At 40.0% G+C, this 25,797-nt stretch carries 19 protein-coding genes; 12 read left to right on the top strand and 7 right to left on the bottom strand.

The genetic code is table 11. The features are described 5' to 3' along the window. Positions 1-92: 92 nt before the first annotated feature. Together BC751_RS16770 and BC751_RS16775 are read right to left on the bottom strand one after the other, a co-directional pair. Entirely contained in the window at positions 93-1,754 is a 1,662-nt protein-coding gene (locus tag BC751_RS16770; RefSeq protein WP_130276648.1) for a ribulokinase, read from the bottom strand. A gap of 6 nt (positions 1,755-1,760) precedes the next feature. Continuing rightward, positions 1,761-3,314, bottom strand: coding sequence for an alpha-N-arabinofuranosidase (locus tag BC751_RS16775; protein ID WP_130276649.1), 1,554 nt, complete (start codon positions 3,312-3,314; stop codon positions 1,761-1,763). 372 nt (positions 3,315-3,686) lie between these two features. Here BC751_RS16775 and BC751_RS16780 point away from each other — a divergent pair, with 372 nt between their 5' ends. The 3 genes from BC751_RS16780 (at position 3,687) to araA (ending at position 8,022) form a co-directional block, all read left to right on the top strand. After that, positions 3,687-4,397 carry an NUDIX hydrolase gene (locus BC751_RS16780; protein ID WP_130276650.1) on the top strand — a complete coding sequence of 237 codons (711 nt, stop codon included), beginning with the start codon at positions 3,687-3,689 and terminating at the stop codon, positions 4,395-4,397. A 219-nt stretch (positions 4,398-4,616) separates the two neighbouring features. Next, a complete protein-coding gene (locus BC751_RS16785) occupies positions 4,617-6,491 on the top strand; it encodes a sodium:solute symporter family transporter (RefSeq protein ID WP_130276651.1) in 1,875 nt (624 codons plus the stop codon). 31 nt (positions 6,492-6,522) lie between these two features. Continuing rightward, positions 6,523-8,022: an L-arabinose isomerase gene (gene araA, locus BC751_RS16790; RefSeq protein ID WP_130276652.1), complete on the top strand. Its 1,500-nt coding sequence runs from the start codon at positions 6,523-6,525 to the stop codon at positions 8,020-8,022. Between the two features lie 54 nt (positions 8,023-8,076). On the opposite strand, the gene BC751_RS16795 is transcribed toward araA, so the two are convergent. The 3 genes from BC751_RS16795 to BC751_RS16805 are packed head-to-tail and all read right to left on the bottom strand — an operon-like array spanning position 8,077 to position 10,542. Then, complete coding sequence (locus BC751_RS16795) at positions 8,077-8,739, bottom strand: HAD family hydrolase (protein WP_130276653.1); 663 nt, start codon at positions 8,737-8,739, stop codon at positions 8,077-8,079. Next, entirely contained in the window at positions 8,732-9,691 is a 960-nt protein-coding gene (locus BC751_RS16800) for a transketolase family protein (protein WP_130276654.1), read from the bottom strand. Before BC751_RS16800 ends, BC751_RS16795 begins: the two co-directional genes overlap by 8 nt. 11 nt (positions 9,692-9,702) lie before the next feature. Beyond that, on the bottom strand, positions 9,703-10,542 hold the full coding sequence (locus BC751_RS16805) for a transketolase (protein ID WP_130276655.1): 840 nt from the start codon (positions 10,540-10,542) through the stop codon (positions 9,703-9,705). A 286-nt stretch (positions 10,543-10,828) separates the two neighbouring features. Between BC751_RS16805 and BC751_RS16810 the strand changes: the two genes are divergently transcribed. The 6 genes from BC751_RS16810 to BC751_RS16835 all read left to right on the top strand — a co-directional run bounded on the left by BC751_RS16810 (position 10,829) and on the right by BC751_RS16835 (position 16,142). Further along, positions 10,829-11,398 carry an RNA polymerase sigma factor gene (locus tag BC751_RS16810; protein ID WP_130276656.1) on the top strand — a complete coding sequence of 190 codons (570 nt, stop codon included), beginning with the start codon at positions 10,829-10,831 and terminating at the stop codon, positions 11,396-11,398. Positions 11,399-11,432: 34 nt separating this feature from the next. Continuing rightward, positions 11,433-11,831, top strand: a complete 399-nt coding sequence (locus BC751_RS16815) for a VOC family protein (protein ID WP_106565790.1) — start codon at positions 11,433-11,435, stop codon at positions 11,829-11,831. A 54-nt stretch (positions 11,832-11,885) separates the two neighbouring features. After that, entirely contained in the window at positions 11,886-13,040 is a 1,155-nt protein-coding gene (locus tag BC751_RS16820) for a hypothetical protein (protein ID WP_130276657.1), read from the top strand. A gap of 130 nt (positions 13,041-13,170) precedes the next feature. Next, positions 13,171-13,851, top strand: coding sequence for a protein-L-isoaspartate(D-aspartate) O-methyltransferase (locus tag BC751_RS16825; RefSeq protein ID WP_130276658.1), 681 nt, complete (start codon positions 13,171-13,173; stop codon positions 13,849-13,851). A 138-nt stretch (positions 13,852-13,989) separates the two neighbouring features. Next, on the top strand, positions 13,990-15,297 hold the full coding sequence (locus tag BC751_RS16830; RefSeq protein ID WP_130276659.1) for an IS1380 family transposase: 1,308 nt from the start codon (positions 13,990-13,992) through the stop codon (positions 15,295-15,297). 359 nt (positions 15,298-15,656) lie between these two features. After that, a complete protein-coding gene (locus BC751_RS16835; RefSeq protein ID WP_130276660.1) occupies positions 15,657-16,142 on the top strand; it encodes a thermonuclease family protein in 486 nt (161 codons plus the stop codon). 24 nt (positions 16,143-16,166) lie between these two features. Here BC751_RS16835 and BC751_RS16840 read toward each other — a convergent pair whose 3' ends face one another. Beyond that, positions 16,167-17,870 carry a potassium channel family protein gene (locus BC751_RS16840; RefSeq protein ID WP_130276661.1) on the bottom strand — a complete coding sequence of 568 codons (1,704 nt, stop codon included), beginning with the start codon at positions 17,868-17,870 and terminating at the stop codon, positions 16,167-16,169. Positions 17,871-18,234: 364 nt separating this feature from the next. On the opposite strand from BC751_RS16840, the gene BC751_RS16845 reads away from it, so the two are divergent. The 3 genes from BC751_RS16845 to BC751_RS16855 all read left to right on the top strand — a co-directional run bounded on the left by BC751_RS16845 (position 18,235) and on the right by BC751_RS16855 (position 24,070). Further along, positions 18,235-21,450, top strand: a complete 3,216-nt coding sequence (locus BC751_RS16845; protein ID WP_130276662.1) for a SusC/RagA family TonB-linked outer membrane protein — start codon at positions 18,235-18,237, stop codon at positions 21,448-21,450. Between the two features lie 21 nt (positions 21,451-21,471). Further along, positions 21,472-23,028 carry a SusD/RagB family nutrient-binding outer membrane lipoprotein gene (locus tag BC751_RS16850; protein ID WP_130276663.1) on the top strand — a complete coding sequence of 519 codons (1,557 nt, stop codon included), beginning with the start codon at positions 21,472-21,474 and terminating at the stop codon, positions 23,026-23,028. Positions 23,029-23,146: 118 nt separating this feature from the next. Further along, positions 23,147-24,070, top strand: coding sequence for a phosphoglyceromutase (locus tag BC751_RS16855; RefSeq protein WP_130276664.1), 924 nt, complete (start codon positions 23,147-23,149; stop codon positions 24,068-24,070). Positions 24,071-24,281: 211 nt separating this feature from the next. On the opposite strand, the gene BC751_RS16860 is transcribed toward BC751_RS16855, so the two are convergent. Then, positions 24,282-25,589, bottom strand: a complete 1,308-nt coding sequence (locus BC751_RS16860; RefSeq protein ID WP_130273823.1) for an IS1380 family transposase — start codon at positions 25,587-25,589, stop codon at positions 24,282-24,284. Positions 25,590-25,797 lie beyond the last annotated feature (208 nt).

The following is a 25,797-nucleotide window of genomic DNA, read 5'->3' on the forward strand; positions in this document are numbered from 1 at the left end:
TTTATATCTTTAATTGTAGTAAAAATTAGATTAGAAAAATAGGAGATTACTCAACTTCAATAATCTCTCCTCCAATCTAAAATCTAAAATTTTCATCCCTCTACTAGCTTGCCAAACTCCAAATAATCCTGATACAATTTTTTATATACTTCCACATGCTCTGCTATTGGCTCATAGACTTTATCAAAACCGGAACTCATGGCTTGGATAGCTGCTTCTGTGCTTGGATGAATCCCTGCTGCAGTGGCAGCATACATGGCAGCACCTAAAGCCGGAGCCTGATCAGAGGTGGCCACTTTGATGGGCATATCCAACACATCTGCTAAGGTCTGCATGACCAAAGTTGACTTCTTGGCAACTCCTCCCAGTCCAATCACCGCATCGATTTGCACACCTTCCTGACGGAAACGCTCCACGATACTTTTGGAGCCGAAACTGATTGCTTCCACCAAGGCTTTGAAAATACGGGCTGCATCAGACCCCATATTCAGGTTTCGAATGGCACCTTTGAGCGCTTGGTTGGCATCTGGAGTTCTCCTGCCATTGATCCAGTCCAATGCTACTATGGAAGACTCAGATACAGGAATAGCCAGAGCATCTTCTGAAAGCTTGATGATCAAATTATCTTCCAGCTCATTGGTTAAGGCTTCTTTTTGTTCTGGACTGAGTGAATCACTGGCTTGGATCATTTCAAGAGAAGGCCTTAATATCAAGTTTTTGAACCAGGCAAGCACATCTCCAAAACCCGACTGTCCAGCTTCCAAACCTATTGTTCCAGGGATCACCGAACCGTCTACTTGTCCACAGATACCAGGGATTAATTTATCTCCCAATTTTTCTTTATTGGTCACCATGATGTCACAGGTGGAAGTACCCATTACCTTAATCAAGGTGTTTTCAGTAATCTCCCCTCCTACTGCACCTGCATGGGCATCAAAGGTCCCCACTGCGACCACTACCTCAGTTGAAAGCCCCAACTTCTCAGCCCATTCCGGACTTAAATGGCCTGCAACCTGGTCAGAAGTATAAGTCTCCGTATAAAGCCTATCCTTAAGTTCAGCCAAATAAGGATCAAATTTTTCCAGAAACTCTTTAGGAGGAAGTCCCCCCCAGGACTCGTGCCACAATGCTTTATGGCCTGCGGCACACCTGCTTCTTTTCAGCGCCAATGGATCCTTACAGCCAATCAATTGGGATGTGATAAAATCACAGTGTTCCATCCAGGAATAAGCTGCATTTTTGACCGCTTCATCTTCCCTGATCACATGAAGTATTTTGGCCCAAAACCACTCTGAGGAATAAATCCCCCCTTCATACTTGGTAAAATCTTCCCCGCCCCAGGTTCGGGCAATTTTATTGATCTCATCTGCCTCATTAATAGCTGTATGATCCTTCCATAGGATCATCATGGCATTTGGATTTTCTGCAAATTCAGGATCTAAAGCCAAAGATTGGGCACGCTTATCCACCGGCATTGGTGAAGAACCTGTTGTATCCACACAAATTGCCTTTACAAGGGATGAATCGATTTTTGCCTCACTTAATACGCCCATTATTGTGGATTCCAGACCTTCTAAATGATCCAATGGATGCTGCCTGAATTGGTTAATAACAGGGTTACAATATTTCCCGGCTTTCCATCTGGGATACCAATAGACATTACTGGCTAAAACCTGTCCATTCCCCGCATTCACTAAAACAGCCCTAACTGAATCAGTTCCATAATCCAAGCCTACTACATATTGCTGTTTCATAAGTACTTATTTCACCCTTACCATCAATACTGAATTTGCAGGCAGATTAATCGTCAGGTTGTCTTTGTTTAATTTGAAATCTTTGAATTCGGCTTTTTTAACAGTATTCTTTTTCTCAAAAGTATTGTAAGAATCAATAGATGGAGCGGTGACAATTTCAGCTCTCACATTCTTAGCCTCCATACCTCTTAACACTACCTCCAGCGCTATTTTTTTGTCAGGGTGGATATTTACAATACTGATATTTACTGTACCATCATCCGATTTGGAAGTTGATACATTCAAGGCTTCCATTTTTTCTTTTCCAAAACTTACTTCTTCTGAGACCAAATGATGAGGCAACAAAGTAGCATCTTTGTGTGGCTTGTAAAGGTCAAACACATGATAAGTTGGGGTCAAAATCATGTCAGTTTCATTGGTCAAAATAATGGCTTGCAACACATTGACGGTCTGTGCAAGGTTGGCCATGTGAACTCTTTCCGCATGTTTGTTAAAAATATTCAATGAAATTGCTGCTACGTGCGCATCACGCATGGTATTTTGCTGGTAAAGGAATCCTGGATTGGTCCCAGGCTCCACTTGGTACCATGTACCCCATTCGTCAAAGATAATTCCAACTTTCTTCTCGGGATCATATTTATCCATGATTGTACTGTGCCTGGTCAGCAGTTCATCCAATCTTGCAGCCTTCCTTAAAGTTTCTAAGTATTCCTCCTTATCAAACACTGTGGCTTGTCCTTTATTTTCCCATGTGCCAGTCACTGTATAATAATGAAGAGAATACCCGTCCATCATGTTCAACGGGATGTTTTTAAATAAAACTTCAGTCCAGTTGTAATCGAAGTTGTTGGCACCTCCTGCAATTTTATACAGCTTGGTCCCTCCATAATCTCTGGCAAACGTGGCATATCTTCTATACTCATTGGCATAGTATTCTGGCGTCATATTACCCCCGCAACCCCAACTTTCATTACCTACTCCCCAATATTTTATATTCCAAGGTTCTTCTTGTCCATTTCTTCTCCTCAAATCAGCCATTGGACTTACCCCATCAAAATTGATATATTCAATCCATTTGGACATTTCCTCCACAGACCCAGAACCAACGTTTCCGGTGATGTAAGGCTCCGTTCCAATTCGCTTAGCAAAATTAAGGAACTCGTGCGTTCCGAAGGAATTGTCCTCTGTCACCCCTCCCCAATGGGTATTTACCATTTTTGGACGGTCAGCGGGATTACCAATACCATCTGTCCAGTGATATTCATCAGCAAAGCATCCCCCCGGCCATCTTAAATTAGGGATTTCCAAATCGATTAATGCCTGCATTACATCTTTTCTGTAGCCATCTTCATTTGGTATTTTTGAATCAGGACCTACCCATATACCACCATAAATGTTTCGGCCCAAATGCTCCGCAAAATGCCCGTAAATATGCCTGCTAATGGTTGTTTTTCCCTGATCAGTATTTATTATCAGACGGTTTTGTGCTGAAGCATTCAGTGACAAAATGAAACTTAAGGTAAACAGTGGCCAGACTTGAATTTTTTTCGTTGCTAACATATCAATTAGGTTTATCATTATTTATTACAGGTTCATTTAAAAAATTTCCAGGTGTCAATTTGGAATGAAGTTTCTAAATGTGCAAATTTTTAATTGTTTTTTTTACACTAATTATTTTAAAATAGAAAAACTTTAAAACAGAAAGCCAAATAAGATCAATTCTTTGATTTTCAAATGTTTAAAAAATGTAAATTGGGACGACAATGAAGGATTTAAAACCCTCAACTTTAGCTAATTATTTTTAAAAATATTTTTTTGGGGATAAAAATTGTAATATTAACATAGATTTCTGATAATTTCCCTAAACCAAAGGTACAAAGCAAACAATTGTTTAAGTGTTGAACCATCACTCATTAAATTCTAAAAAACCAAATGAAATATTCGAATCAAACTAGGATACTTGTTGCTGTGGATTGTATCATTTTTGGATTTGATGGAACGGATTACAAATTATTGTTGATACAAAGGGGATTTGCCCCGGAAAAAGAAAAGTGGAGCCTGATGGGAGGCTTCATTCAGCCGGAAGAATCTGCTGACGAGGCCGCGGAACGTATTTTAAAACAGCTAACGGGACTTCATGATGTCTATATGGAACAGATACAAGCTTTCAGTAAACCTGAAAGAGACCCCATCGAACGGGTTATCGCTCTTCCCTATGTAGCGCTGATCGACATTAAGAAATACCAAGCCCAAATCAATGATGACTTTCATGCAAGATGGTTTTCGATCAAAGAGTTGCCAAAGCTAATCTTCGACCACCAAGCAATGGTTGAACTTGCCCTTTCCAAATTACGATACAAAGCCGCTTTTCACCCCATTTTATTTGAACTTTTACCGGACAAGTTTACACTTCCCCAGTTACAAGCAATGTATGAAGGGCTGTATGATACAAAAATCGACAAAAGAAATTTTACGCGTAAAATATTGTCCACCAATCTCTTAAAAAAGGAAAAAGAAAAAGATAAATCAAGTTCTAAAAAGGGAGCCTTTTTCTACTCTCTGGATGAAGCGAATTACAAAGAAAACTTTAGCAATTTCCACAATTTCATTCCCAAAAACGAAATACCGGTGGGATCCGAATAACCGGTTAATCCAATGCCATTTGAATTTAAATCACACCATCAGGCCAATTTCGGGTTTAGAATATAGGATTGAAACCTTCCCCATGAATCAATTTGGTTTTTGACAGGTAGTGTATCAAATATTTTTTTCATTTAGTGTTTTTAAGACACTTATTTTATTTATTTTGTGCAATTAATGTGTAGGATTAACATTTTCAATCAATAGAAAAATCGGATCAAAATGGAAGCAGGATTTTCAACCCTGGACTATATCGTATTTACCGTTTATGCTTTAGTCATAGTAGCCTTAGGGCTTTGGGTTTCCAGAACAAAGGCAGGGATTCAAAAAACAGCCCAGGAGTACTTTTTGGCCAATAAATCGCTGACTTGGTGGGCAGTTGGTGCTTCCTTGATTGCAGCCAATATTTCTGCTGAGCATTTTATCGGTACTTCAGGATCAGGATTTGCCATTGGACTTGGAATAGCAGCCTATGAATGGATTGCCGCTATTGCTCTAATTATAGTAGCAAAATATTTCTTGCCCATATTCCTCAAAAACGGTATTTACACCATGCCACAATTTTTGGAATCCAGATTTGACAAGCGCGTAAGTACTGCATTTGCTGTTTTCTGGTTATTGGTATATGTTTTTGTTAACCTAACCTCCGTGAGTTACTTAGGAGCATTGGCTTTGGAAAAAATCATGAATGTACCTTTGCAGTATGGTATTATTGGACTATTGATTTTCTCCGGAATTTATTCGATATATGGTGGTCTTACTGCTGTAGCATGGACAGATGTTGTTCAGGTAATCGTTTTGATAGCCGGTGGATTGGTCACTACCTTTCTGGCCCTGGATGCTGTAGGTGACGGTTCAGGGATAATATCAGGATTTATAAACCTGTATGAAGGAGCTAGAGATCATTTTGTGATGGTGATTCCTAAAGGTGAAATATTAATACCTGATGGTACGGGGGGATTGAAGGACGCTTATCAAGACCTTCCGGGAGTGGCTGTAGTACTTGGGGCCATGTGGCTTACAAACCTGGGGTATTGGGGTTTTAACCAATATATCATCCAAAAAGGATTGGCTGCCAAAAGTATTGAAGATGCCAAAAGAGGTTTGATCTTTGCGGGTTATCTGAAAATCCTTATCCCGGTCTTGGTGGTCATTCCAGGTATTGCAGCATGGGTATTGATCAACAAATCAACCCCTGAGGAACTTTCTGCCATGCTCAATGTCCCCTTTGAGCAGATTGGAACCATCAACAAATCAGACGAAGCGTATCCTTGGTTATTGAAAAACTTTGTCCCATCAGGTGTCCGAGGTCTTGCATTTGCAGCCTTGGCAGCTGCCATTGTTTCTTCGCTGGCCTCCATGATCAATAGTACATCCACGATTTTCACCATGGATATATATAAGGTATATTTTAACCCAAATGCCACAAATAATCAATTGGTAAAATCGGGAAGACTGGTTGCTGTAGTGGCTTTGTTAATAGCCATGCTTATTGCCCCACAATTGGCTTCACTCGATCAGGTATTCCAGTATATACAAGAATATACCGGATACATTTATCCTGGTGTAGTCGCTGTATTCGGCATGGGACTATTTTGGAGACAAATTACCAGCAATGCAGCCTTGTGGACTGCCATAGCAACAATCCCCACAGGTATCGTATTCAAAATTTTCTATCCTGACATGCCTTTCTTATTGAGAATGGGATATGTATTTATCATTTTATTGTTTATTGCATCCATAATTAGTTTCTCAGAAAAGAAAACCCATCAAAACCCAGCATTCAGGGAAACAGGAAAAGGGAGCAGATCGATAAAAGCAGCTTATTTTTTCCTTGTGCTTGGTTTTATTTCAGCCATTACCGGAATCGTCCAATACAATGCATGGGCTGATATCGGATTTGAATCTGTTTTTATGTCCGCTTCACTGTTCACGATGTTAGGGATCATCTTATACAGTAATGTGAAGATGAAAACTGCAGACTCAAAATCACTTACAGTGGAACCGGTCCTGTTCAATACTGCCACACCTTTCAATCTTGGAGCAGCAGGAATAATCCTTATAGTGGGACTTTTGTACTATTTCTTTTGGATGTAAAAAATAAATTTAAACCTAACAATAAAAAAATATGATTGACCTCAAGCAAAACGAAGTTTGGTTTCTAACAGGAAGCCAACATCTGTACGGAGAGGAAACCTTAAAGCAAGTAGCGGAACATTCCCGGATCATTGCGCAGGAACTTGACCAAACAAAAAATATTAGCGTCAGCATAGTATTCAAACCTACTGTAAAAACCACAGAGGAAATTTATAGCATTTGCCAGGAAGCCAACCAAAATCCTTCGTGTATCGGGGTCATTACCTGGATGCATACATTTTCTCCTGCAAAAATGTGGATCAACGGTCTCAAAATCCTTCAAAAGCCCATACTTCATCTCCATACACAGTTCAATCGGGACATTCCTTGGGACAGCATTGATATGGATTTTATGAACCTCAACCAGAGTGCACATGGAGACAGGGAATTTGGTTTTATGGTATCCAGAATGAAGATCGAAAGAAAAGTGGTAGTAGGCCATTGGAAATCAACTGATGTTCATCAGCAAATTAATACTTGGGTAAGGGCCGCTTCAGCCTGGGCAGATTGGCAAGGGGCCAAATTTGCAAGATTTGGTGACAATATGAGGAATGTAGCAGTTACAGAAGGGGACAAGGTAGAGGCCGAACTGAAATTTGGTTTTGCTGTAAACACCTTCCCTGTGGGTGATTTGGTGGGTTATATCAATGCTGCAAGCACATCTGATATCAATGCATTAATTGAAGAATACGAATCGAAATATAAACTTGCAGAAAATCTCAAAGCCAATGGGAACCGACGCTCATCTTTGATAGATGCAGCCCAGATTGAGGTAGGCTTACGGAATTTTTTAAAGGATGGAGGGTTTAAAGGTTTTACCAATACTTTTGAAGACCTTCATGGCATGAAACAGCTTCCTGGTATTGCGACACAGCGTCTGATGGCGGATGGCTATGGTTATGCAGGTGAAGGTGATTGGAAAACTACCGCATTGGTAAGGGCAATGAAAGTTATGGGATCAGGCTTGGAAGGAGGTAGTGCCTTCATGGAGGATTACACTTACCATTTTGACCCCGAAAATCCAATGGTTTTGGGAGCTCATATGTTGGAAGTTGACCCTGTTTTAGCGGTAGACCAACCAAGTTGTGAAATTCATCCACTTGGAATTGGTGGAAAAGAAGATCCGGTCCGGTTGGTTTTTAACGGAAAAGCTGGACAAGCGCTAAATGCTTGTTTGGTTGATATGGGTAACCGGTTTAGATTAATTGTAAATGAAGTTGAAGCGGTAAAAGTACCACAGCCACTACCAAAATTGCCTGTCGCAAGGGTCATGTGGAAACCATTCCCGGACATGCAGACAGGATGCGCCGGATGGATTTACGCCGGCGGTTCACACCATACCTGTTTCAGTTTATCTCTCAGCACCGAACATTTGGATGATTTTGCCAAAATAGCCAATATTGAAAACATCACCATCGGTAAAAACACTAACCTGAGGGAACTTCAAAATGAAATCCGTTGGAGTGAGGTTTATTATAAATTGAAAAATTAAATTGATTGGATAAACAAAAAGGAGTTTCCTATTTGGAAACTCCTTTTTGTTTAACTAGAAAATTGTTTTTAACCGTGGATCTGAATAGTCTTTGATAACAAGGAGAATATTATCCAAGTAGTTAAATTCCTCCTCCTGGTGCATTGTGGTCAATACTACTGCTTTCATACCTGCGTTTTTGGCAGCTTCCACCCCTTTTGGAGAATCTTCGAAGACAACACATTTTTCAGGTAGGACTCCCATTGAAGACGCGCATTTGAGAAAAACCTCCGGATGAGGCTTACTCAAAACTACATCATCTGCATGGACTATGGCATCAAAAAATGATTGGATGTTCAATGCATTCAAGGAAAATTCAACGTTAAAAGGAATGGCTGCTGTGCCTAATGCAATTTTATATTGCTGGTCCTTTAGCATCGAAATAAAGGAATCAAAACCTCGGATTGGAGCGATTATATCCCTGTACACCGCTTGATACCGTTTTTCTTTCTCAATCGACCAATGGTTTAATTCCTCCTCACTCAGGGCCCCTTCACCTAATACACGTGCAAATAACTCACTATTCTTGCCATACATCTCCTTCCATACCCTTTCAATGGTAATATCCACCTTCAAATCCTGAACCAATAACTCATGCCAAGCTTTGGCATGAAAGGCCATATCATCAATGATGGTCCCGTTCAAATCAAATAATACCGCTTCAAATGCTTTATTCATAGTGCTTTCTTTGTAGGACTTTTTTTGCCTTTTCTACAATAGTCATGGCATCCAGTCCATATTTTTTCATTAAATCCTCAGCTTTACCACTTTCTCCAAAGCTATCATTGACAGCTATATATTCCTGTGGAACTAATTGATTACCAACAATTACCTGCGCTATACTATCACCCAGACCACCAATTCTATTGTGTTCTTCGGCTGTAACTACACAGCCTGTTTTGCGGATAGATGCCAGGACGGCCTCTTCATCAAGGGGTTTGATCGTATGGATATTGATAATCTCCGCATCTATTCCCTGGGCTGCCAGGACTTCCTCAGCTATTAATGCTTGCCAAACCAAGTGACCGGTCGCAAATATAGTGACATCTTTACCTTCCTTTATTTTCCATGCTTTTCCTATTTCAAAAATTTGGTTTTCCGGAGTAAAGACAGGAATAACAGGTCTGCCAAACCTCAAATAAACCGGACCATAGAAATCCGCAATGGCTAAAGTAGCAGCCTTGGTCTGATTATAATCACAGGGATTGATAACCGTCATTCCGGGAAGCATCTTCATCATGCCAATATCCTCCAATATTTGGTGTGTCGCTCCGTCTTCTCCCAAAGTCAGACCTGCATGAGATGCACAAATCTTCACATTTTTATGGGAATAGGCAATGGATTGACGAATTTGGTCATATACCCTCCCTGTGCTAAAGTTAGCAAATGTGCCTGTATATGGAATTTTCCCACTAATACTCAAACCTGCTGCAATACCCATCATATTGGCCTCAGCAATTCCTACTTGAAAAAACCTCTCTGGGTATTTTTTTTGAAAATCTCCCATCTTCAATGAACCAATCAAATCTGCGCATAATGCGACTACTTGAGGATGGCTTTCTCCAAGTTGGGTCAGACCTGCACCAAAACCTGAACGTGTATCTTTTTTTTCTTTATATTCTAGAATCATAGGTATCAGAATTAATAATCTTGAAGGGTTGAATTTAACTGGGCCAATGCTTTTTCCAATTGTTCATCATTTGGAGCTATACCATGCCACTTGTGCGTCCCAACCATGAAATCCACACCAAACCCCATTTCTGTGTGTAATAAAACCAAAACAGGCTTACCATTTCCTAATGCTGCAAAAGCGCTTTCAATTCCTTCACAGACCTTCTCCATATCATTCCCCTCTGCTTCTAAAACCTCCCATCCAAATGCCTTAAATTTTGCAGAGAGATCTCCATTATCCATTACTTCCTTGGTGGGACCATCTATTTGCTGACCATTGTAATCCACAAATACAAGCAAATTATCTACCTTATGGTGGGCTGCAAACATGGCAGCCTCCCAATTCTGGCCCTCCTGCAATTCACCATCACCAGTGAGGACAATAACGCGTTGCGGGTCTTGGTCCAAGCGCTTGCCCAAAGCTGCACCTATACCCACCGAAATGCCTTGCCCCAATGAACCTGAGGCAACTCTCACCCCTGGAAGTCCTTCATGGGTGCTCGGATGCCCCTGCAACCTAGAATTTAATCTTCTAAATGTAGATAGTTCCCCAAGGTCAAAATATCCAGCACGGGCCAAAACGCTGTACCAAACTGGGGAAATGTGGCCATTCGAAAGAAAAAACAAATCTTCACCTTTTCCTTCCATAGAAAATTTGGGATTATGTTTGAGCTTGCTAAAAAATAGCGCTACAAAAAAATCCGCACATCCTAAGGAAGCACCAGGATGACCCGACTGGCAATGGTGCACCATCCTGAGTACATCCCGTCTTACTTGAGTTGCTAAGTCCTCTAGTTCTTCTAGTTTCATAAAATAAGTCTAATAGGTTTGAAATATGAAAGTAAATATAAAGTGTTAAATCTACATTTAAAAATATGGCAATCATAACCCTGAAAGTTAGATTTTTTTGAAAACGGCAAGAAAACAACTGAACAATCATTGCCTCAAAAAAAGCATGTTTCAATTTTAATAATTGATTACCCACAGAAGGATTTTCACACATTTATGTGATTTCACTAACTTCTGATTATCAGCAATTTTGTACAGTTCTTTATTGAAAACAGTTTTTTTCAAACCAACTATTATTTATACCACCATGAAACAACAGAGCTTTTATTCGGAAACAGAATTGTACAAAGGCTGCCTCGAGAAGAATCCCAATATCCAAAAGGCAGTTTACAATCATTATTCTTCCAAAATGTTTGCGTTATGTTTACGTTACATCAAAGAAAGGGCAGCAGCGGAAGATGTATTGATCATCGGCTTTATGAAGGTTTTTGACCGGATCCACCAATTTAAAGGATCAGGAAGTTTTGGGGGCTGGATCCGTAGGATCATGGTCAACGAATGTCTGATGTATCTAGAAAAGGAAAAAAACCTCTATAATGAGATTGGAATTGATGCGGTTTTGCCTGCTCCTGTATATCATCAGCCTTCGGATGAACTGGCTGTGGAAGACATTATGAAACTCATCAATAGCCTGCCCATGGGATACAGAACAGTTTTCAACTTATATGCTATTGAAGGATACAGCCATCAGGAAATTGCACAGAAGCTTCATATCAGTGAAAACACCTCCAAGTCGCAGCTGAGCAGAGCAAGAACCCATCTACAAAAAATGCTTAACTTGAAAAGCGGTTATAAAAATCGGGAACTTGCCTGTTAGAAGTCAAGACAACCGCATTCAAGCCAATTGAAATATGATTCTGGAACACGTAGCCGTATGGACGGACAACCTGGAAAGATTGAAAGAATTCTACCAAATGTATTTTGGTGGGATTCCTAACAAACTCTACCATAACCCCAACACGGGTTTTAACAGTTATTTTCTATCATTTTCTTCGGGGGCCCGACTTGAAATCATGCAGAAAGAAGGAATTCCAGAAAATCTAAATGACCGAAAAACGAATCAGCACTTGGGTTTGATCCATTTGGCTTTCGGCGTAGGTACCAAGGAGGAAGTGGATGTCAAGGCAGCAGAATTGAAAAAAGCGGGCTTTGAAATCCTCCGTGGACCAAGGACCACAGGTGATGGGTATTACGAATTTGAAACCTTGGACCCTGATGGAAACAGGATAGAAGTTACTTTTAAGGATTGACTTGTTTTTTTATTAAGTCTTTCGTTAATTTGAAAAATTAAAAAATAGTGAATCATGAAGACGCTACTCAAGTGCCTAGCGGGATTGTTTTTAATTTCCTGCGGCAACAAAAACGTTTCTTTCAATGAACAAAGCTTAAGCTTTGAATTGATCAAAGTGGATTCTTTTGAAATTGAGAATTTCACCCGGGTGCATTTAACGGATTTCAGTCCAGAAGAAGGGATATTTTTAGGGTTTTCTGAAGTACAAAACGAGATTTTGGAAGTATCGCCAAAAGGTGAAATCCTGAAGAGGGTAAGCCGAAATGGAGATGGCCCCAATCGTTATGGCACCTGGAATCCATTGGGACTGAGCTTTGGTCCTGAACGAAAACGTGTTTTTCAATTTCCATTCCGGCTCATTGCTTACAATTCCGATTATGAAATTGTCGATGATTTCAGGATACCTTCACCCCTTCCCATCAGGGCTAATATCCCCATTGGAAAAACCGCATACTTTGAGGATAATGGAAATATCCGCTATTTGGTAGGACCGAGTACATTCCTTTCAGCACATCACCTGATTTTCACAGAAGAAGGAAGGGATACTTTACAAAACTTCACTTTGATTAAAACCGAGTCCGGACAAACCAAATCCGTGCTGCCTTATGAGAAAGATTCTTACTATAAAAAGACAGATCAAATTTACTACAACCTCATGGGCAAAAGTTATTTTGTAGATGGTGGCGAATTGTTTCTGGTGCACAACCTTGATGATGCTATCCATGTCTATGACTTAGTTGAAGATTTTAAGCTACTGCGTAAAATCCCCATCAGGCATAGCCAATTTCAAAAAGCAAACCCCTTACCTATTGGTCTAGCCCCGGATGATCCAAGGGTAAAAGACCTGGCCAATTTACCGGGAAGAAACCGGCAATTACTTAACCTTGGGGAAAATACCTGGATGCTGAGCTATTATCAGGGAGTTAGTAAACCAGTTTTTGAGGCAAGAAACTCAGAAGAAAAACCATTCTCTATTTTAGAGCAACAGGACAAATTAAACTTAGTAATTTTTGAAAACGGAAAGCAATTGGAAGGTGAATTGGCTTTACCTGAAGGCAGCATCTTGTTTGCCCTTCCAGGAAAGAAACTCCTTGTAAAAGAAAAAGCCAATGAAGAGATGGAAGAAGAAGTTACAAGGTACAGCGTTTATGAATTGAGGAGAAATTAGCCTACCATTTATTAAGGTACACAAATTAAGACAGTAAAATCCGGAATCAGCCTGAGACATTATTGTTCGTTGAATTTCTTTTAATTCAGGGTAAAATATCGTAGATTTTATAGTCTAAGGCTGATGGACTATGAAATTGATCTGCTTTATGCTCTTGGTCATTGTATTTCAGGCAGACCATTTTAAAAACCAAAGGGAATTAATGGTGGAAAACCAGCTTGCCCAAAGGGGAATCAAGGATAAATCAGTACTTGAGGCCATGCGCAAAGTCCCCAGGCATCTTTTGGTCCCTGAAAAAGTGAGAAAATATGCCTACGATGATATGCCTTTGCCTATTGGAGAGGGGCAGACCATTTCACAACCTTACATAGTGGCCTTAATGACCGAGTTGATCAAGCCCCAAAAAAACATGAAGGTCCTTGAAATCGGCACAGGTTCCGGATATCAGGCAGCCGTATTGGCTGAAATTGTGGAAGAGGTATATACGATTGAAATTTTTGAAGGGCTTGGGCTGAGGGCTGAAAGGGATCTAAAATCTTTGGGATACAAAAATATACAGGTCCGGATCGGAGATGGCTACAAAGGTTGGCCGGAAGCAGCCCCATTTGATGCCATTATTGTGACAGCTGCTCCGGAACAGATTCCACAGCCCTTGATAGACCAATTGGCAGAGGGGGGCAGAATGATCATTCCTGTCGGTGAAGAAGGGAAAATTCAGCAACTCATTTTGGGAGAAAAAATCAAGGGAAAATTCAAGACCCGTTTTATCAGCAGCGTACGGTTTGTACCATTTCTGAGGGATAAAAACTGAAATTTTTGATTATTACCTTAAATCCGCAGTGCGGATTTAAAAAAAGCCGAAAAAGTGGCTGAATTTATTCAATTCAGGCTTTTCCGGCTCGTTTTTTTTCACTTATTTAGGTGTTACCTCACATCCTTGATAAGCGGTATGAAAATTACGAATTCGACAGAAAAAATCACACCTTTCGGAGGTTTTAATTTTGTTTTTAACTCTTTAAAAAATTCAGGTCTCCCAAAACTCATTGATAATCATTTAGGAGCTAGATCCTTAAGAGGAGGGTTTTCATACAGTAACATTTTCGCCAATCATATGGCAATTTTCTTTAATGGTGGTGACTGTACTGAGGATATCAATGTCCACCTGAGAGACGCTCTGGAACAGATCCCTTCATTTTCAGTATGCAGTGCAGATACAATTTTAAGGGGAATCAAAGAGCTTGCTGTTGAAACAGAGATATTTATAAACCCGTCCAGTGGAGTGAGCCATGAATTTAATATCAATGGAAAGCTCAACAGCTTGTTGTTAAAATCAGCTTGTAAGACCGGATTACTCAAATCAGGTGTTGCTTACGACCTCGATTATGACAACACCGTCATTCCAACTGAAAAGTACGACGCAAATAAAACATATAAACACGTCTATGGATATCAGCCAGGTGTAGCTTCCATAGCACATCCTGAATTTTCACAGGCCATTCCTGTGTACGTAGAGGGCAGAAATGGCAACAGTCAGGCCAAATATTTGCAGGCTGATACGCTTACCCGCATGTTTGGGCAGCTTACCAATGAAAATATCCGTATCGGAAGGTTCAGAGCCGATTCAGCATCCTATCAGGAAGAAGTTCTCCGCGCACTGGAAACACATACCGAAAGCTTTTATATACGGGCAAACAGATGTGCCAAACTGGATAATATCCTTGGAAGTATAGCCCCTGAGAAGTGGCAGAAAATACGTTTGGGGGTACAGGAAATGGAAGTTACTGACCTATCCGACTACAAACCTTTCAGTAAAGACAGATCTTACAGGCTGGTCATTACCAGAATCAGGCGTAAAGACGGGCAGACAGATGTATTCAGTGGAGATGCATTTACTTATAGGGCTATTCTGACCAATGAACATACATCGTCCAATGAAGCTGTTGTAAGGTTTTATAACGCCCGGGGTGCAAGCGAACGCTTGTTTGATGTACTCAACAACGACTTTGGCTGGTCTAAGTTGCCCTGTTCGTTTCTGGCAGAGAATACTTCCTTTATGCTTATGACGGCTATGTATGCCAATTTTTACACCTATATTATTGGAGAGTATTCCAGAAAAGTTGATTGGCTTAAGCCTACCGACAGGCTCAAGAAGTTTATCTTCAGATTTATCACTGTTTCAGCCAAGTGGATAAGAACGGGAAGAAGAGAAGTGCTCAAACTGTTCACGAGTAAGGATTACAAGCCGATTTTGAACTAAATTCAGACAAAAACACCCAAGGGGCTCAAAAAACAAAGATTTACAGGAAAGAGGTATGCCTTTTCCATAAAAATTAAAGGCCTAAACCGTCCACTTCACCCTCAAACCTAAAATCCATTGTCTCAAAACTACAAATACACTTCAATCAAATGGGAGAAATTCCTAAACTAGACCAAAAATGAACACAAACAAGCAGATTCAAATCTCCAAACTAAAATCCTGCGGATTTTAGGTATTAAATTTTTCCCCCTCCTCTCAAAAAAACATGAAGGAGCTTTTAACTTTCCAAAAGTTTCATCACCATCATTGGGATTATTTAGACTGGCCTTATTTTTGGAAGTAAGTTTATCTAAACCAATATGCGTATTCAACACAGTTTTTATATTTTTCTATTCCTATTGTTTTTTTTCTTTTCTTCAGCTGTCCAAGCACAAAGGGAAAAACATCAGTGGTTTGAAATCTCAAAATTTGTAGATGGGGATACTTTTTGGATTATCAATGGAGGGGGAAAGCCTGAAAAAATCAGATTGATAGGGGTAGATGCACCTGAAGCCCGGCGGACAGGAAGAAAAGAAATTGAACATTTTGGAAAGGAAGCATCAGCTTATGTGGAAAAGTTACTTCGGGGAAAAAGGGTACGGTTGGAATTTGATGTGTCCAAATATGACAGGTATAAAAGAACCTTGGCTTATGTTTATCTGGAAGATGGTACTTTCCTGAATGCCCACCTGGTCAAGGAAGGCTATGCTACTGCGATGACCGTCCCACCGAATGTACGGTTTTCCGAATTATTTGTACAATTACAAAGAGAAGCCCGACAGCACCGCCGGGGGCTTTGGAAATAAATCGGTGTTTTCTACATCTAAAATTTATTTTCTTCCATCCCCTTCTCCATATATTCTAAAAAATTCATTTTCAGCCTCAACAGTTCCTATCAAGATGATTTCTGCACCTTCCGGAAATTCCATTTTGGGTTCAGGGTTGATTTTCATTTCACCTTGACAGTTGATGGCGATGACAGTGCAACCTGTGTTTTTTCGGATGGCAGATTCCTTGATAGTCTTACCGATCAGGGAGTCAGGAACTTTTACCCTGATCAGATCCAGTCCTTCTGCCACCATCAGGATATCATTTCTCCTCAATAGGTTCAAAATAGCATTGGCTCCCATTGACGCATAGGAAAGGACAAAATCTGCACCTGCCCGATGTATTGAAGCTAAATTTCGCTCTAAGGTAGTCCTGGTAATTATCTGTATATCAGGCCTCAAAGACCTACAATAAATTGTAAGGTAAACATTGACATCATCATCATGGGTGGTAATGATCACGCAGGGTGATTGGTCTATGCCTGCCTCTTTCAAAATTTCAAGCTCTGCCGCATCGCCCAGGATTGTTTTTTCTGCATTTCTTATTCTCATCGGATCTTTTTCAACAATCCTATAATCAATCTTTCTTGCCTGTAGAGCTTTTCCGGTAGCACGCCCTACCCTACCCCCTCCTAAAATAACTACCGGCGCCGGATTGTCGCAAAATACCTGGTACGTCTTATTATAATGATCTATTTGCCTGGCCGATCCTGCCAAAAGAATAACAGAATTTTCAGTTAATTTCACATCCCTGTCTGCAGCCTTGAATTTCCCACGTTCCCAAACACCAACAATATTCACTCCAATATCCTTCCTTAAGCGGGTTTCCTTGATGGTCTTTCCCACCATAGGTGTTCCTGCCACCATGGTCTCTGCTATGATCAATTCCCCAAACCTTCCTACCAAGTGGGTATTGGATTCCCCTCCATTCGCCCTTCGAGAAAGGAACAAACCCATTTTTTCTCCCAATTGGAGTACATGGTTGCAGCCCGCCAGCTTTAAAATATCGACCGATGCCTCCGAGTTGCAGGTAGCGATGATGGGCACATCCTTTGCTATTCCTCTTACTGTAAAAGCCACATTGGTATTCAGCACATCCGATTCTGTGGTCGCGACAAGCGCCGCATTTTCCACCCTTGCCTTGATATAGGTCTCAGGATCTCCTAAAGGCCCCAGCATTACGTTGTATCCCTGTTCGTGTAATTCCAAGCCCTCAGCCAAGGTAGGAACTATAACCACATAAGGGTATTTGTGGCGGTTAAGCTTTTTGATCAAAGCTTCCGTGACAGGACCAAACCTGGTTAAAATCACATGACCCTTGGTATCTTTAGGTATTTCTCTGGGTACTTTGGCCTGTTCTTGGGCTTTCATCCAGGGAGAATAAAAAAAGTTGATAAAGGTAAAAGGGAAAAGAATCAAGAGGAAAAGCATACCGGTCAATAAGACCACCACCGAAAAAAAACGGCCCAAATCAGAATCAAATGTAATATCCCCAAATCCCAAAGTGGACATTACCGTCAATGTCCAGTATACACCTGTCCAAGGGCTAAAGTATCTGCCTTCCCTGTCCATCAACACATGGAACAATACAGAGAAAACAGCAACCAGCAAGATCAAGACGATTAAAAAACGTACTAAAGTGATGAAGTTTCTCCTATCGGGTTTATTCTGGAGAAAAAGCATTACCTGGGTGGTCAAAAGTTTCATTGCAAAAACTCTAAGTTGTAGCTATAATAGAGAACATGAAAATTTAACTCAATTTATGGATTTTTTATTTGAAATCGCTAAAATTTCTAACTAAAATCATGAAGAAAACAAAAAAATGTTTAATATAAGTATACTTTTTATCTTAACTTAACCCTAACAATAAATAAACAGACAATTGTTTTGGGACCCTTATGTTAAGTTATAAAACTTCGTTTTTTCTTATTAAAAACCTATTTATCTACCAATTAACAGAAAATTAATTCACTTTAAGATAATTTTCACTTAATCAAAAACACATTACAGAAGTTTAGCTTTGGTAAAACTTTTAAACAAAAGGTATTCAAAATTTCTACACAAAAAAACCATGCTAACTAATCTAAAGAAATCAGGTTTATTACTTTTCCTAGTTTTGGGATTAGTAATGAACGCCTTTGCCCAAGAAAGGAGGGTTGAAGGAAGAATTACTGATCCTAGCGGAGAACCATTGCCGGGAACAAGTATTATTATAAAAGGCACGACAAAAGGTACAGTTGCAGATATTAATGGAAGGTATAACATTCTTGCACATTCTTCTGACACCCTCTCGTTTTCATACATAGGCTTTGAAAAAGTTGAAAAGGCTGTAGGAAATGCAAATATCATCAATGTTACGCTCAAGGAAGGTATTGAAATAAGTGAAGTGGTGATTACTGCTTTGGGTATGGAGAGAGATGCAAAAGCCCTAGGTTATGCAGTCCAAACAGTAGATGGGGACCGTTTTTCAGAGGCCCGCGAAACCAACATTCTGAATTCATTAAGTGGAAGGGTTGCCGGTGTTCAAATAACCAGTGGCTCGAGCACATTGGGTGGATCAAGTAGGGTGACTATCCGAGGAGAGTCCTCTCTAAACATCAATGCCAACCAGCCCCTTTTTGTTGTTGACGGAATTCCAATTTCAAACAATATCGTTGGTTCTTCTGGCAGAGGAGGTCTGGAAGTGGATTATGGAAATGCAGCAGGGGAAATCAATCCTGATGACATTGCCTCTGTAACTGTACTTAAAGGACCGGCAGCAGCAGCTCTATATGGTTCAAGAGCTGCCAATGGCGCCATTTTGATAACAACAAAATCCGGTAAAGGAAAAAGAGGCTTAGGTGTTACAGTTAACTCTAATACTACTTTTGATAATCCCTTAGTCATGCCTAAATGGCAGGACAAGTATGGACAAGGGAATAATGGTCAATTTGCATTTGTAAATGGAGCTGGCGCTGGTATTGCGGATGGGGTAGATGAAAGTTGGGGACCGCAAATGGACATTGGTCTAAAAATCCCACAATTTGACTCACCCAGAGATGTCCCTGGTTTTAGAGGAGGAGACTTAAATGCTCCCCGTGGAAGTGTAATTATTCCAACAGACTGGGTTTCTCAACCAAACAATGTAAATGACTTTTTTAGAACAGGTGTAACGCTTTCCAATAATATTTCAATTGCGGGCGACAATGAAAAGGCCAACGTCAGATTTTCCTGGACAAATCTTGACCAAAAAGGAATTGTTCCCAATACCGATTTAAAAAGAAATACACTTGCATTAAATACTGGAATTAATATTGTTCCTGAAAAATTAACTTTAAATGTTACGGCCAATTATCAAAATACCATTTCTGGAAACCGACCTAATATAAGTTATGGAACAGAAAGCTTAATGTATTTATGGATTTGGTATGGAAGACAAATAAATACCAGAAATCTAAGAGACTATTGGATGCCAGGTTTAGAGGGAGTTCAACAGTTCAATTATAACTACAATTACCATGACAATCCTTACTTTACGGTATACGAAAACACTAATGGACAAAAAAAGGACAGGATTTTTGGAAATGTGATGCTCAACTATAAGCTTACCGATAAGCTAAATTTAATGTTGAGAACCGGATTGGATAATTATAGCGAATTGAGGGACAGGAAAAGAGCATTCTCAACCCAAAGATTTCCAAGAGGGCATTACAGAGAGGATAATCTTTATTTTAATGAAAGAAACTCGGACTTTTTATTGACTTACTCTGAAACAAGCAATTCTGTTTGGTCCTATAATATTGCTGTTGGGGGCAACATCATGTTTCAGGAAAACAGATTCCTTCAGGTCGTAGCACCAGAGTTATTGATTCCCGGAATTTATAATTTCACCAACACGGCAGTAGCTCTTCAGTCAGAACAATTCAATTCGAAGAAAAAAATCCATTCCTTGTATGGTTTTGGACAGATTGGTTTCAAAAACATATTGTTTTTGGATATTACCGGCCGAAATGACTGGTCTTCAACCTTACCAATAGATAACAACTCCTACTTCTATCCTTCTGCCACTTTGAGTGCCATTATTTCGGATATGGTCCAAATGCCAAGAAGTGTTTCCCTGGTAAAAGTTAGAGCGGCATATGCCGAAGTTGGAAATGACACTAGCCCTTATAGTCTGACCAATGTCTTCAATAACCAAATTGCTTGGGGAAGCAATCAGGCAAAGACGGAATCATCAGTGCTTTCCAATGCCAATTTAAGACCAGAAAGGACAGCTTCAGCGGAATATGGCCTTGATTTAAGGTTCTTCGAAGGAAGATTAGGCCTAGATTTCACATATTACAATAATATAACCCGTGATCAAATCATCCCAATAACCTTAGACATTGCTACAGGCTATAATAGCCGGATTATCAATGCTGGAAAAATTCAAAACCAGGGCATTGAAATAGTGGGCATGGCGAACCCGATTAAAAGAGCAAGTGGTTTTAGATGGGATATTATGGCTAATTTCACAAGAAATCGTGGAAAAGTATTAGAGTTAACCGATGGTCTGGACACTTATACACTCACTAGCAACAATGGTGCATTCATACAGGCCAGAATCGGCGAAAGAATGGGTAATATTTACGGTGTAGGATTTGCCAGGGTTAAAGACCCCAACAGTCCATTTTTTGGTGAAATCATCCATAATGCAACCGGAACACCGCTCAGAGACCCGGAATTGGTTCTTCAAGGAAATTACAACCCTGACTGGATGCTGGGCATACAAAACAATTTTGCCTACAAGAATTTTACTTTCGGTTTTCTGTTTGATATCAGATATGGTGGAATCGTTGTATCCAGGACCAAAACAATTGGAAGTACTTCTGGGCAATTGGAAGAAACTCTTTTGGGTAGAGCGAATGGCTACGACCTTACTCTTGAAGGAAATGGCATCATCAGCCCGGGAGTTATTGACAATGGTGATGGTACATATAGACCTAATGATGTGAAGATTACTTCCAGGAACTGGCATAACCGATACTACGAGAGAAACAATGTGGAAGCGGCAAAATATGATGCTTCTTATGTGAAGCTCAGAGAGGTAATATTTGGATACAATCTTCCCAAAAGATGGTTCTCAAAAATTCCATTTGAAGATGTGAGAGTATCTCTCGTGGGAAGAAATCTGGCGTTGTGGACAGAAAACCCTCACTTTGACCCTGAAACTTTATCCATGTCAGGAGGAACCCTTCAGCCTGGTATTGAAAACATGGCGTTCCCTTCAACCAGAAATATCGGGTTCAACATCAATCTAAAGTTTTAAAAACTAATGGAAGACAACATCATGAAATCTAAATTTATAAAAATATTGACAGCCCTTCTGATCATTCAAATCAGTTGGTTCAGCAGTTGTACAAGTGATTTCGAAGAAATCAATTCCAATCCAAACTCACCAGAAACAGTACCCTCCTCTCTTCTATTACCCACTGTATTGCGAAGTACCGCCGGGCAAGTAGCAAGTCAGGCTTGGGGAATAGGGAATGTAGTCATGCAGTACACTGCTAAAATTCAGTTCACCAATGAAGACAGGTATAACTGGGGACCATTTGGCAATCCTTATAGTACTTATTATAATTCCCTTAGAGATTTAAACAACATCATTAATATTTCGGAACCTCTTGGTCAGAACAATTATGTTGGCATCGCCAAAGTAATCAGGGCATTCCAATTTTCATTTATGACAGATGCTTATGGAGATCTCCCCTACTCTCAGGCTACTTTGGCAAAAGATCAAATCAACTATCCTGTTTTTGATACACAGGAGGCAATTTATGAAGGAATATTAAAAGAGTTGAGAGAAGCCAACGAACTATTAGGTTCAAGCAATGAAACAGTAAGAGGCGATATTTTATTTGGAGGAGATATTACAAAATGGAAAAAATTTGCGAATTCCCTTCGACTTAGGGTATTGATGAGGATTTCCTTGAGAAAAAATCCATCCACTGAAATGCAACAGATTCTATCAAACCCTGCTCAATTTCCAATTTTTACCGGAAACAACGACCATGCAGTTTTACAACACTTGCCCGATGTACCCAACCAACATGACCTATTTACAACTAGATCAGGTTCATTTGACGAATTCAGGTTGAGTAAAACCATGGAAAAAGCACTGAAAGATCTAAATGACCCAAGACTTTTTGCTTATGCCCAACCAACAACAAGCTCCGGTGCCGGTATTGTCGGAAATGTTAACGATTACCAAGGGGTTCCTAATGGCCTTTCTGACGAAGAAGCATTACAATACTCCCCTTCAGGGGATCCTTCAAAGGGAGGTTCAAACTTTATTTCCAGAGTTGGATTATTGTGGGCGTGTAATCAGTGTACCCCTCTTGCCAATCCAACCGGATACCAGACTATTTTGATGAATTATTCGGAACTTCAGTTTATTTTGGCAGAAGCCAGAGAAAGAGGATTCATCTCAACAGGTACTGCTGAAGAATATTATATCAATGGAATTAAAGCATCATTCCAATACTATGAATCGAGATATAGGCTGGTTAATTTACCCCAGATTGCGGATAAATTAGTCTTCAATAATTCTTATGTTGAACAGGAATCAGTGGCCTACACAGGAAGCCAATCAGAGAAACTTCAGAAAATTGGTACTCAAAAATGGCTTGCACTTTACTTTTCTGGTCTTGAAAACTGGTTCGATTGGAGAAGAACAGGGATACCAAATATAAAACCAGGCCCTGCCGCATTTGAAACCCAAGTTCCAAGAAGATTTATGTACCCATCTTCAGTACAGGCACTCAATGAGGAAAATTATAAGGCTGCAATATCAAGACAGGGACCCGACAATATCCTAACCAGGGTTTGGTGGGATGTAGTCAGATAAGACTTAAGACATCAAATCCTGCCTTAAATTTAAGGCAGGATTTGATTTGTTTAAACTTCAGAAGATAAGGGATAAACTCTATTTAAAAACAACTTCACACCACAAAAATCCAGTCCTTATGAAAAAAGCGACCCTTTTAATAGCCCTATTTAGCATAATTGTGTTAAGTTCCTTTGCCCAGCAATACAAAACTGAAAACCTCATTTTCATTACTTTGGATGGATTGAGGTGGCAAGAAGTATTTTATGGTGCAGATTCTCTTCTGGTGGTTGACACCAAATATGCCCAGAATCCGGAAAAACTGACAAGGCAATTTTGGAATTCAGACCCGAAAATCAGGAGAGAGATATTAATGCCGTTCTTCTGGCAAGTGATTGCAAAAGAAGGCCAACTCCATGGTAATAGAAAATATGGGAGCAAAGTCAACGATAAAAACAGAATGGTATTTTCCAAACCATGTTATAACGAAATTTTTGCAGGTTACCCTGATGATGAAAGGATCAACAGTAATAGCAAAGAAAATAATCCCAATCCAAATTTCCTTGAATTTTTAGATAGGCAACCTGGTTTTGAAGGAAAAGTTGCTGCTTTTGCATCTTGGGATGTTTTTCCTGCAATTCTTAACAGAGACAGAAATAACCTGAAATTGAATGCTGGTTTTGAAAAAGTTTCAGCTAATGACCTGACAGAAATTGAAATTTTCTTAAACAGGGCCCAAGATGAAATCAGAGGCCCTTGGGGTGGTGTGAGATTGGATTTTTTCACCCATCATTTTGCTTTGGAAGAACTAAAGACCAGAAAACCAAAGGTTCTTTATATTGGATATGGGGAAACAGATGATTATAGCCATGATGACCGATATGACCAGTACCTACTTTCTGCTCAACAAACAGACGCATACATAAGGGAAATCTGGGAATTTGTTCAATCTGATTCCCAATATAGAGACAAAACAACCATGGTCATTATGACTGACCATGGACGTGGAGTTTACCCGAAGGTCAATTGGAAAAGTCATTCCCTAAAATCCGCAGGATTTTAGTTTGGAGATTTGAATCTGCTTGTTTGTGTTCATTTTTGGTCTAGTTCGGGAATTTCTTCCCTTTGATTGAAGAGTGTTCATAGTTTTGAGACAATGGATTTTAGGTTTGAGGATAAAATGGACGGTTTTTTTCCTCAATTTTAATGGAAAAGGCATACCTCTTCCCTGTAAATCTTTATTTTTTGAGCTCCTGAGGGGTTTTTATCTGAATTTAGTTCAAAATCGGCTTGTAATCCTTACTCGTGAACAGTTTGAGCACTTCTCTTCTTCCCGTTCTTATCCACTTGGCTGAAACAGTGATAAATCTGAAGATAAACTTCTTGAGCCTGTCGGTAGGCTTAAGCCAATCAACTTTTCTGGAATACTCTCCAATGATATAGGTGTAAAAATTGGCATACATAGCCGTCATAAGCATAAAGGAGGTATTCTCTGCAAGGAACGAACAGGGCAACTTAGACCAGCCAAAGTCATTGTTGAGTACATCAAACAAGCGTTCGCTTGCACCCCGGGCGTTATAAAACCTTACAACAGCTTCATTGGACGATGTATGTTCATTGGTCAGAATAGCCCTGTAAGTAAATGCATCTCCACTAAACACATCTGCCTGCCCGTCTTTACGCCTGATTCTGGTAATGACCAGCCTGTAAGACCTGTCTTTACCGAAAGGTTTGTAGTCGGATAGGTCAGTAACTTCCATTTCCTGTACACCCAAACGTATTTTCTGCCACTTCTCAGGGGCTATACTTCCAAGGATATTATCCAGTTTGGCACATCTGTTTGCCCGTATATAAAAGCTTTCGGTATGTGCTTCCAGTGTGCGGAGAACTTCTTCCTGATAGGATGCTGAATCGGCTCTGAACCTTCCGATACGGATATTTTCATTGGTAAGCTGCCCAAACATGCGTGTAAGTGTATCAGCCTGCAAATATTTGGCCTGACTGTTGCCATTTCTGCCCTCTACGTACACAGGAATGGCCTGTGAAAATTCAGGATGTGCTATGGAAGCTACACCTGGCTGATATCCATAGACGTGTTTATATGTCTTTTTTGAATCGTACTTTTCAGTTGGAATGACGGTGTTGTCATAATCGAGGTCGTAAGCAACACCTGACTTGAGTAATCCGGTCTTACAAGCTGATTTTAACAACAAGCTGTTGAGTTTTCCATTGATATTAAATTCATGGCTTACTCCACTGGACGGATTTATAAAGAGTTCTGTATCAACAGCAAGCTCTTTGATACCTCTCAGAATTGTATCGGCACTGCATACTGAAAATGAAGGGACCTGTTCAAGTGCGTCTCTCAAGTGAACATTGATATCTTCAGTACAGTCGCCACCATTAAAGAAAATAGCCATATGATTGGCGAAAATGTCACTGTATGAAAACCCTCCCCTTAAGGCTCTAACCCCCAATTGATTATCAATGAGTTCTGGGAGACCAGAATTTTTGAAAGAGTTAAAAACAAAATTAAAACCTCCGAAAGGTGTGATTTTTTCTGTCGAATTCGTAATTTTCATACCGCTTATCTAGTTTGAGTGGTATCATCTAAATAAGTGAAAAAAAACGAGCCGGAAAAGCCTGAATTGAATAAATTCAGCCACTTTTTCGGCTTTTTTTAAATCCGCCCTGCGGATTTAAGGCATTCAGTAAATACCCCGAATTCTGATGAGATATGGATTGCAGCCTTAGGACCTGACACAAAAGCATTAGGGGAAGTGAAAAAAG

Origin of the sequence: Cecembia calidifontis (genome assembly GCF_004216715.1) — a bacterium.
GTDB classification, from domain to species: Bacteria; Bacteroidota; Bacteroidia; order Cytophagales; family Cyclobacteriaceae; genus Cecembia_A; species Cecembia_A calidifontis.